Origin of the sequence: Cyanobium sp. HWJ4-Hawea (assembly GCF_024345815.1) — a bacterium.
GTDB lineage: Bacteria > Cyanobacteriota > Cyanobacteriia > PCC-6307 > Cyanobiaceae > Cyanobium_A.
Map to the genome: position 1 here is coordinate 1 of NZ_JAGQBV010000070.1, position 8,657 is coordinate 8,657.

At 62.7% G+C, this 8,657-nt stretch carries 8 protein-coding genes and 2 pseudogenes; 5 read left to right on the forward strand and 5 right to left on the reverse strand.

Annotated features, from left to right (window positions below):
* Positions 1 to 647: pseudogene (locus tag KBY58_RS11950) on the reverse strand (hypothetical protein); the annotation flags it as partial.
* A gap of 189 nt (positions 648 to 836) precedes the next feature.
* Between KBY58_RS11950 and KBY58_RS11955 the strand changes: the two are divergent.
* Positions 837 to 1,118, forward strand: a complete 282-nt coding sequence (locus tag KBY58_RS11955; protein WP_254933390.1) for a hypothetical protein — start codon at positions 837 to 839, stop codon at positions 1,116 to 1,118.
* On the opposite strand, the gene glmU is transcribed toward KBY58_RS11955, so the two are convergent.
* From glmU to KBY58_RS11975, 4 genes are all read right to left on the reverse strand, one after another.
* Positions 1,111 to 2,460, reverse strand: a complete 1,350-nt coding sequence (glmU, locus tag KBY58_RS11960) for a bifunctional UDP-N-acetylglucosamine diphosphorylase/glucosamine-1-phosphate N-acetyltransferase GlmU (protein ID WP_255004549.1) — start codon at positions 2,458 to 2,460, stop codon at positions 1,111 to 1,113. The two genes, KBY58_RS11955 and glmU, sit on opposite strands and share 8 nt — an antisense overlap.
* 34 nt (positions 2,461 to 2,494) lie before the next feature.
* Positions 2,495 to 3,790 (reverse strand): 3-phosphoshikimate 1-carboxyvinyltransferase, encoded by a 1,296-nt coding sequence (aroA, locus tag KBY58_RS11965; RefSeq protein WP_255004553.1) that lies wholly within the window; start codon positions 3,788 to 3,790, stop codon positions 2,495 to 2,497.
* A gap of 64 nt (positions 3,791 to 3,854) precedes the next feature.
* The gene (locus KBY58_RS11970; protein WP_255004550.1) at positions 3,855 to 4,295 is read right to left on the reverse strand and encodes an Rrf2 family transcriptional regulator; all 441 of its coding nucleotides are present in this window, start codon (positions 4,293 to 4,295) and stop codon (positions 3,855 to 3,857) included.
* Positions 4,296 to 4,297: 2 nt separating this feature from the next.
* Positions 4,298 to 5,866, reverse strand: a complete 1,569-nt coding sequence (locus KBY58_RS11975) for a UbiD family decarboxylase (protein WP_255004551.1) — start codon at positions 5,864 to 5,866, stop codon at positions 4,298 to 4,300.
* A 52-nt stretch (positions 5,867 to 5,918) separates the two neighbouring features.
* On the opposite strand from KBY58_RS11975, the gene KBY58_RS11980 reads away from it, so the two are divergent.
* From KBY58_RS11980 to KBY58_RS11995, 4 genes and pseudogenes are all read left to right on the forward strand, one after another.
* On the forward strand, positions 5,919 to 6,701 hold the full coding sequence (locus KBY58_RS11980) for a 2-phosphosulfolactate phosphatase family protein (RefSeq protein ID WP_409995759.1): 783 nt from the start codon (positions 5,919 to 5,921) through the stop codon (positions 6,699 to 6,701).
* A gap of 40 nt (positions 6,702 to 6,741) precedes the next feature.
* A complete protein-coding gene (locus KBY58_RS11985) occupies positions 6,742 to 7,560 on the forward strand; it encodes a carbon-nitrogen hydrolase family protein (protein WP_254933385.1) in 819 nt (272 codons plus the stop codon).
* 66 nt (positions 7,561 to 7,626) lie between these two features.
* On the forward strand, positions 7,627 to 8,451 hold the full coding sequence (gene murI / locus KBY58_RS11990) for a glutamate racemase (protein WP_255004552.1): 825 nt from the start codon (positions 7,627 to 7,629) through the stop codon (positions 8,449 to 8,451).
* 23 nt (positions 8,452 to 8,474) lie between these two features.
* Positions 8,475 to 8,657: pseudogene (locus KBY58_RS11995) on the forward strand (solanesyl diphosphate synthase); the annotation flags it as partial.

An 8,657-nucleotide genomic window follows, 5' to 3' on the forward strand; every position in this document is an offset into this window, starting at 1 on the left:
ATCGAGAGCCAGGCCGAAAACTTTGATGAAAACCCCACCCCTGACAGGCCGTTGCGGGTTTGCTTGTAATTCCTGAGGCCCGCACTGCCGTGCACAAAGTGCTGCAGGTGCCTTAGGGCGCTTAATTCATCGCCTGCAAAGGGAAATGAGCTGGGGTTATCGCCATCACTTCGGCTTGCTTCATCGATTGCCCCATCGATCGCTGCATCGATCTCCGAAATGGCCCCAATAGGTGCTTCAACCTCAATGGGTCCATTGGCCGCTAGCTGGCTGCGAAAGTCCGCAAAGACCCGTGGAAAGCTCTCGAGGGGAATTGGCGGGCTTGCGAAGAGCCGGTTGGGCCCACAGCGCCCAACTTCGCTGACCTCAGCAACCAATTCAGATTGATCCTCAAGCCATTCAATCCCTAGGGATGGCAGCCTCGCCTTAAGGCCTTCAATCGCCTGCTTTGTCAGCTTGCTTTGGTGGGGCCCTTGCAGGGGCCGGGCTTGGCTGGGGCCGCCTGTGACTCCCAGGCGAAGCGACTTAGGGTCGCCCAGCTCGGCCATGGCCATGGTGCTTGCCATCGCTCTGGCCAGGGCGGGTTGATCGTCGAGGCGCCACTGGCCCTGAAGATCCACTACTACCAGCGGTCCTTGGGCAGCCATGGGCAGATTTAGCGCTTGCCCAGGTCGGTGGGGCGGCTCACCACATAGACCACTGCGCCCGTGAGCAACAGGCCGACGGCAATTAGGCCCGCAATTGCTCCGCTGTAGTCAGTGCTTTCCATGGTTAACGGCTCAACTGGTTCAACCTAGACGCCGGGGTTGCGCCGTGAGTACGACCGTACTACCCTAATGATACAGATGTACTTCACCTGCGTGGCCCCCTGGCAAATCGATCCCGCAGTCGAGACCCTGCGGCAAGCCAATCCCAAGCGCTTCCACGATGCCCGGCCCGGCCACCTGGCTGTGGTGGCGATGGCGGGTAGGCCCTGGTTCATCGGTCGGGTATGCGACATAAGCCGCCCCGTTAGGGGGCCGATATCTAAATACGCCCAGGTGCTCAACATCGACAGCGGAGACATGGAGCGCATCCCCCTAACGGGGATCGTCGAGTTGCTGGCTGCCGCTAACTAGGTTCGGGCCAGTCGGTCTTGATTACTTGCTTGGAACGCCCCAGGGCCAACGCCCCACTGGGCACATCCTTGGTGAGGGTTGATCCAGCTCCCACCGTTACGTTGCTTCCGAGGGTTATGGGGGCCACGAGTACGGAATTGGCCCCGGTCTTGCTGCCTGAGCCAATAACGGTGCGGTGTTTTTTCACGCCGTCGTAGTTAGCGGTAATTGTGCCTGCCCCCACGTTTACCCTTTCGCCCAGGTCCGCATCGCCGATGTAGCTCAGGTGGTTCACCTTCACCCCCTCGCCAAGTTGGCTGTTCTTGATCTCCACAAAATTGCCGATGTGGCAACCGGTTTCCAGCTTTGTGCCCGGCCTTAATTGGGCGTAGGGACCAATGGCGCAGTTATCCCCCACCACCGCCTCGCGAATCACCGAATAGAGCACGGAAACATTGGCTCCCAGGCTAGCGTTTTCCAGGAATGTGCCTGGGCCGATTCGGCAGCCATCCCCCACCACGGTTGAGCCGCGCAAATGGCATTGGGGCTCAATCACCACATCACGGCCAAGCCGGCAGTTCTCGCTGAGGGTGCAGCTGGCGGGGTCCACAAAGCTCACCCCCTCCGCCATCCAATGGCGCTTAAGTCGTTCCTGGAAGACAGCCTCGCATTGGCTTAGTTGCAGTCGGTCGTTGATGCCATTGATCTCATCTGGATCGGCCACCTCCATGTGCATGGCAGGTTGGAGCAGGGCGACGCTGTCCGTCAGATAGAGCTCGCCCTGGTCGTTATCAGTGGTGAGATGGGGCAAAACCTCCGCCAGTTTTTGCCAGTTGAAGCAGTAGATACCCGCATTGGTGAGGTTGTTGAGCCGCTGTTTGTCTGAACAGTCGCGGTGCTCAATGATCTGGCTAACGGCCCCATTTTGGTTGGCAAAAACCCTCCCATAGCCACTGGGATCCTCCAGACGTGCCGTCAAAAGGGTCACCGCCGCCCCCGAGCTCCGATGCTGGCCAAGCAGTTGCTCCAGGGTCTCGGGGCGCAGCAGTGGCACATCACCATTCAGCACCAATAGGTCGCCCCCAAAGCCCTGGAGCGGATTAAGTAGTTGTTGTACGGCATGGCCAGTGCCGTTCTGGGGTTGTTGCAGCACAAACTCCAGCCCGTCCAGCTTCGCCAAGGACTGCTCCACCTTGGCGGCCTGGTGACCAACGATCAGGATTCGCCTCTCCGGGGCCAGGTGCTGGCAACTGGAGAGCACGCGCTCCACCAGTGTTGCCCCCGCCAGGGGTTGCAACACCTTGGGCAGGTCGCTTTTCATGCGGGTGCCTTTCCCGGCGGCCAACACGGCAACGGCGAGCATCAAGGGGTGGGGCGACTGCGCCGGAATCTAAGGGTTAGTTACGAAGGCGGGCCAGGTCGTTCCAGAAGCTTGGATAGGAAACGGCAGCGGCCTCGGGCCGGTGCAATTTGCTGTCGCCCACTGCCACCAGCGACGCCACAGCCAAGCTCATGGCGACCCGGTGATCGGTCTCGCTATCTAGCTCCGCACCCTTGAGCTTCTGCCCTCCCACAATCACCATCCCGTCTTCGAATTCCTCGATCTGGGCCCCCATGGCCCCCAGTTGGCGAGCCATTACGGCCAGGCGGTCGGTTTCCTTGACCCGCAGCTCGCCGGCATCCCTAACCCGGCTAACCCCTGTGGCGTAGCAGGCGGCCACCGCCAGCACGGGAATCTCATCGACCAGTCGGGGAATTAGTTCGCCGCCAATGTCAAAGGCCTGTAGTGGGCCATGGGCCACGTGCAGATCCCCCACCGGTTCCCCTGCCACATCCCTGCCGTTTAAGACGCTGATGCGCGCCCCCATCTGTTCGAGCACCTCAAGGATGCCGGTGCGACTGGGATTCAAGCCCACATTCTCGATCGTCAGCTCCGCTCCCGGCGTGATGGCGCCAGCCACCAGCCAGAAGGCAGCCGAACTGATGTCACCTGGTACGACTACATCCTGGCCCCGCAGGTTGCTCCCAGGACGGATGGTTATCTCGGTGCTTTTGGTTCCACCTACCTCCAGGTCGGCGCCAAAGGCCCGCAGCATCCTTTCGCTGTGGTCCCGGGATTGGGCCGGTTCAATCACCGTGGTTTCGCCTGTGGCCGTAAGGGCGGCCAGCAAAATCGCACTTTTCACCTGGGCGGAAGCAACCGGGGTGTGGATGGTGCGGCCATGCAGTTGGCGGCCCTGAACCGCCAGGGGGGCAAAGTTGCCGTCGAGGCGTCCGTGGATCAGGGCCCCCATCTCCGCCAGGGGTGCTCCTACCCGGCGCATCGGTCGACCCCGCAGGGAGCCGTCGCCGGTGAGCACAAAGTGGCGGCCTGCCCGTCCGGCCAGCAAACCCAGCATCAACCTCATGGTGGTGCCGGAATTGCCGCAATCAAGGATGTTGCCGGGCTCGAGCAGGCCGTCTAGGCCAACCCCCTGCACCTCCACCGTTTCACCGGCCCTAATTGATGAAACCCCAACCCCCATGGCCCTCAGGCAGTCGGCCGTGCTCAGGGGATCCTCCGCAGGCAGCAGGCCCTCGATTCGGGTGGTGCCTTCGGCAATGGCCCCAAACAACAGGGCCCGATGGGAAATCGACTTGTCGCCCGGGACCCTCACCTGGCCCCTCAGGCTGCCGACCCCGGGCAGGGACATGGGGGCCGATTGGTCTGGGGCTTGGGCCAATGGGGATGGGCGAATTTACTGATCCTATGGAGATCTATCCCAGTAATAGGCCGCCGTCTTCCTGTCTGCTCGCCAGGGCACTGCGTAGGTCGAAGTAGAGGTCTTCCACCGTCAGTTCGGCCAGGGCCCTTTGTTGGGCCCTCTCTAGGAGGCGCTCGAGGCTGCTGGTCACCTGATCTGCAGCTGAGATCGCTGAAGCATCCCCAGGATTTAGCGGTTCTGCTTGGCGGGCCACGGCCCCAAGGACCAGGCCGATGGAGATCTGCTGGGCTGGTCTCGCCAGGCGGTAGCCCCCGAGCCGGCCCCGACGGGCCTGCAGCAGGCCGGAGCGACGGAGCTTCAGCAACAGCTGCTCCAGCATTGGCTCAGGTAGTTGCTGGGCCCTGGCCAAATCAGCCGTGGATCGCCATTGCTGGGGGCTGGCAGCCAGTTCAATTAGGGCCTTGACGGCCTGGGCACCAGCTTTGCTGAGCATGGTTAGGCACGGCTTTTTGCCAGCCTCTCAAGCACGTACTCGAGGGTGTAGCCAAACAGGGCGGGATCGGGCTCCTGCCCAGCCAAATCGGCGAGCCCCAGTTCGTCCCAGCGACTGTCCACCTGGGCCTCTAGCTCCGCCGGCCGGCCGAGCGCTTCGCCCCAATCGTGGCGTTTTTCTGGTCCGATTTTGGTGGTTGCATCGATGGCCAATCGCCCGCCCAGGCCCAGCCGCTCGCTGGCGAAATCCAGGGAGTCAAAGGGGGTGTTCTCGAGCACAAAAAGATCTCTCTGGGGATCCACCTGGGCGCTAATGGCCCAGATCACCTGGCGGGGATCGCGAATGTTGATCTGTTTGTCGACCACCACCACAAACTTTGTGTAGGTGAATTGGGGGAGGGCACTCCAGAAGGCCATGGCTGCCCGCTTGGCCTGGCCCGGGTAGGCCTTATCGATGGCGATGATGCCGAGCTTGTAGCTGAGCCCCTCCATCGGCAGGAAGAAATCGACGATTTCCGGAATTTGCTGGCGCAGGATTGGGGTGTAGATCCTGTTGAGGGCAATTGCGAGCATGGCCTCCTCCTTGGGGGGCCTGCCGCTGAAGGTGGTGAAGTAAATCGGGTTGCGTCGCTGGGTGATGCACTGGAACCTGACCAGGGGCGACAGTTCTTCTCCACCGTAAAAACCCATGTGGTCGCCGCAGGGGCCATCACCCAACTCTTCGCCGGGGGTGATCGTGCCTTCGAGCACCAGCTCGCTGTGGGATGGCACCTCCAGGTCCACGGTTTTGCACTTCGCTAGTCGCACGCCCTCTCCGGCATAGAGGCCCGCAAACAGCCATTCGCTCAATTGCACCGGAATAGGGGTGGCTGCGGCCATCACCAGCAGGGGATGCACACCGATGGCGATGGCGATCTCCAGGGGCTTGCCGAGGGCCGCTGCCTTGCGCAGGTGGCGGGCGCCGCCCCTCACGCTCAACCAATGAACGGTCATCGTGTTGATCGACTGCTTTTGCAGCCTGTAGACCCCCACATTTGGCACGCCGGTTTCCGGGTCCTTTGTGATCACCAGCCCCAGGGTGATCACCTTGCCCGCATCCCCTGGCCATGGCCGTAGTAGGGGCAGGGCATCGAGGTCTACGTCGTTGCCTTTGAACACCTGCTGCTGGCAGGGGGGGATCAGGTCCCGATCTGGTCGTGCCTTGATCAGGTCCCAAAGCACTCCGCCGAAGCGGGCGGCTTCGCGCATCCCCTTAGGGGGTTTGGGCTGCTGCAACAGGGCTAGTCGCTCTCCGAGGGCCTCGAGCTCCAAGGGGTTTTCCATACCCATGCTCCAAAGCACCCTCTCCACGGTGCCCAGCAGATTCACTGCCACGGGCATGGTGGAGCCGATCACATTTTCAAACAGCAGGGCTGGCCCCCCCATCGCCAATACCCGGTCGGCGATGGCCGCCAACTCCAGGTCTGGATCCACCGGCGCGGTGATGCGGCGCAGCTGGCCGCGTCGCTCAACTAATTCGATGAATCCGCGCAGGTCACGGCGGCTGCGTTGGGGGATTGCCGTCGCTGGCATCGGGCTTAACCGGTGCTTCCTACTGTGGCGCACCCAGGTGGAGCATGTGCCCGTGCAAATTTTTTACTTCCCTACCTCCGAGGCGGTGCCTACGCAGCCCGCGACTGCAGCCAATGGGCCAGAAGCTCCCGATGCAGCTGTCGTCATCGACGTCCTGCGGGCCACCACCACCATTGCCTGGTCGCTTCAAAACGGTGCTGAAGCCATCCAGGCCTTCGCAGACCTGGACGAATTGGAGAGCGCCGCTGCGGCTTGGCCAGCAGACCTTTGTTTACGCGCCGGTGAGCGGGGTGGCCAGCGGGTAAACGGCTACGACCTGGGCAATTCCCCCCTGGCTGTGACGCCGGAGCTGGTGCGGGGCAAACGCATTTTCATGAGCACCACCAATGGCACCCGCTCACTGGCTGCCGTAAGGCAGGTGCCCCTGCTGCTTACGGCCTGCTTGCCCAACATCAGCGCCGTCGCCCGCCGCTTGATTTCGGCCGCCGCCCAGCGGGTTTGGATCGTCGGCAGTGGCTGGGAAGGAGACTATTCCCTGGAGGACAGCCTGGCTGCGGGGGCTGTGGTCTCGGCGTTGATGGAGCAGGCAGGCCCTGGCCAACCCGAAATTGCCAATGACAACGGCGTGGTTTGTGGCAACGATGAGGCCCTGGCTGCCCTTGCCCTCTGGCAGCAATGGCGCCATCAGCCGGAGGCCTGCCTGCGGGCCGCCAGCCATGGCCAGCGCCTGATTGGGCTGGGTAATCACGATGCCGATTTCGCCTGCTGCGCGGCCATCGACAGCCTTGAGGTGGTGCCGATGCAGGTGGAGCCTGGGGTGCTCAAGGCCAGTTAGGCCCACGCCCCTAAAGTTGGTCGATTACTCAGGGCCTCTGGTGAGCAGTTTTTTGGCGGCAGCAGTGCAGCTCACCAGCACCTCTGATCCCACGCGAAACTTCGCCGCCGCCGAGGAGCAGATCGAGCTGGCGGCCCGCCGAGGGGCGGATTTGGTGGGCCTGCCGGAGAACTTTGCCTTCATGGGCGATGACTCCCAGCGGCTGGAGCTCGCCACCGACCTGGCGGACCAGTGCAGTCGCTTTTTGGTGACGATGGCTCGCCGCTACCAGGTGACCCTGCTGGGTGGGGGCTTCCCGGTGCCGGCCGGCAACGGCCAGACCTACAACCGGGCGGAACTGGTCAGTACGGAAGGGCAGCTATTGGCCCAATACGACAAGATCCACCTCTTCGATGTGGACTTGCCCGATGGCAATACCTATCGGGAATCGGCCACTGTTAAACCTGGCGATGCCTTGCCACCGGTGGTGGAGGTGCCCGGGCTGGGCCGCATTGGCATCTCCATTTGCTACGACGTGCGCTTCCCGGAGCTCTATCGCTACCTGGCCAGCCAGGGCGCCGATGTGTTGATGGTGCCTGCGGCTTTCACGGCCTTTACCGGTAAGGACCACTGGCAGGTGTTGCTCCAGGCCCGGGCCGTTGAAAACACCGCCTATGTGGTGGCACCAGCCCAGGCCGGCAACCATTACGGCCGTCGCCAAAGCCATGGCCATGCCCTTGTTATTGATCCCTGGGGCACTGTCTTGGCCGATGCAGGTGTGGCACCTGGTCTGGCCGTAGCCCCTGTGGATGCCGGCCACGCCACCAGGGTTCGGGCCCAGATGCCAAGCCTCAAGCACCGCAGGCCCGTACTTTTCTGATGCCATGCCTCGAAAATCCACTTTCCGCCAAATGGCGATGGCACCGGCCCTAGGGCCCAGTCGGCGATGAGCATCCTGGTGGGTTTGTTCGACAGCGGTCTGGGGGGCCTGACCGTGCTGCGCCAGATCCATGCCACCTATCCCCATAGCCGTTGCCTCTTTTTGGGCGATACGGCCCGGGTGCCCTATGGCCAGCGCAGTGTGGAAGAGATCCGCACGATTGCGGCAGAGGTGGTGCATTGGCTCAAGGGCCAGGGGGTGGGGGTTTTGGTGATGGCTTGCAACACCTCCAATGCCCTAGCCCTTGATGTGGCGGTGGCTGAGGCTGGGGTGCCGGTGGTGGGCCTGATCGACAGCGTTGCCGCCCAGCTCCAAAGTGATCGCGTTGGTGTTTTGGCAACTCCGGCCACCGCCGCCAGCGGCGCCTATCGACGCACCATCCAGGCCAGCCGCCCCCTAGCCAAGGTTGTGGAGGTGGGCTGCCCCGCTTTTGTGCCCCACATCGAGGCGGGTGACCTCGATGCCCCGGCCCTGAGGGCTGCGGCCACCCAGGCGGTGGCACCCCTGCTGGAGGCAAATGTGGACACCGTGGTTCTCGGTTGTACCCACTACCCGATGCTGCGGCCCCTGCTCCAGGAGCTATTGCCGGAGGGGGTGATGTTGATTGATCCAGCTGAGGCGGCGGTGCAGCGTCTTGGCCCCCTTTTGGCCAGCCTGGGGGACTCCCCTGAAGCAGATTTGGGCGGAGATGCCGTATTTCCTACGGATGTGCGCTCACGCCTTTGTGTGACCGGCTGCGCCCTCGACTTTGCCGCCGCTGCGACGCCCTGGCTGGGGCATTGTCCCAGTGTTCAGCAGGTTGATCTGCGGTCGACCGAGCGAGCCTTCTAGGATCACCGGACAGCGGAGGTGTTGTGGCAACGGTTGCTGAGCTGCTACAGCCCGTAGAGGCTGATTTGGATGCCCTGCTGGCCGACTTGCGCAGCCTGATAGGTGCTGGCCATCCAATTCTCCAGGCTGCTGCTGAGCACCTTTTTGCCGCCGGCGGCAAGCGTTTAAGGCCCGGCATTGTGCTGTTGATTTCCAGGGCCATCTCT

Excerpts from the sequence above, each read along its gene's own strand:
- KBY58_RS11955 (WP_254933390.1), top strand. The coding sequence starts at position 837 with ATGATACAGATGTACTTCACCTGCGTGGCCCCCTGGCAAATCGATCCC.
- glmU (WP_255004549.1), bottom strand. The coding sequence starts at position 2,460 with ATGCTCGCCGTTGCCGTGTTGGCCGCCGGGAAAGGCACCCGCATGAAA.
- aroA (WP_255004553.1), bottom strand. The coding sequence starts at position 3,790 with ATGTCCCTGCCCGGGGTCGGCAGCCTGAGGGGCCAGGTGAGGGTCCCG.
- KBY58_RS11970 (WP_255004550.1), bottom strand. The coding sequence starts at position 4,295 with ATGCTCAGCAAAGCTGGTGCCCAGGCCGTCAAGGCCCTAATTGAACTG.
- KBY58_RS11975 (WP_255004551.1), bottom strand. The coding sequence starts at position 5,866 with ATGCCAGCGACGGCAATCCCCCAACGCAGCCGCCGTGACCTGCGCGGA.
- murI (WP_255004552.1), top strand. The coding sequence starts at position 7,627 with ATGAGCATCCTGGTGGGTTTGTTCGACAGCGGTCTGGGGGGCCTGACC.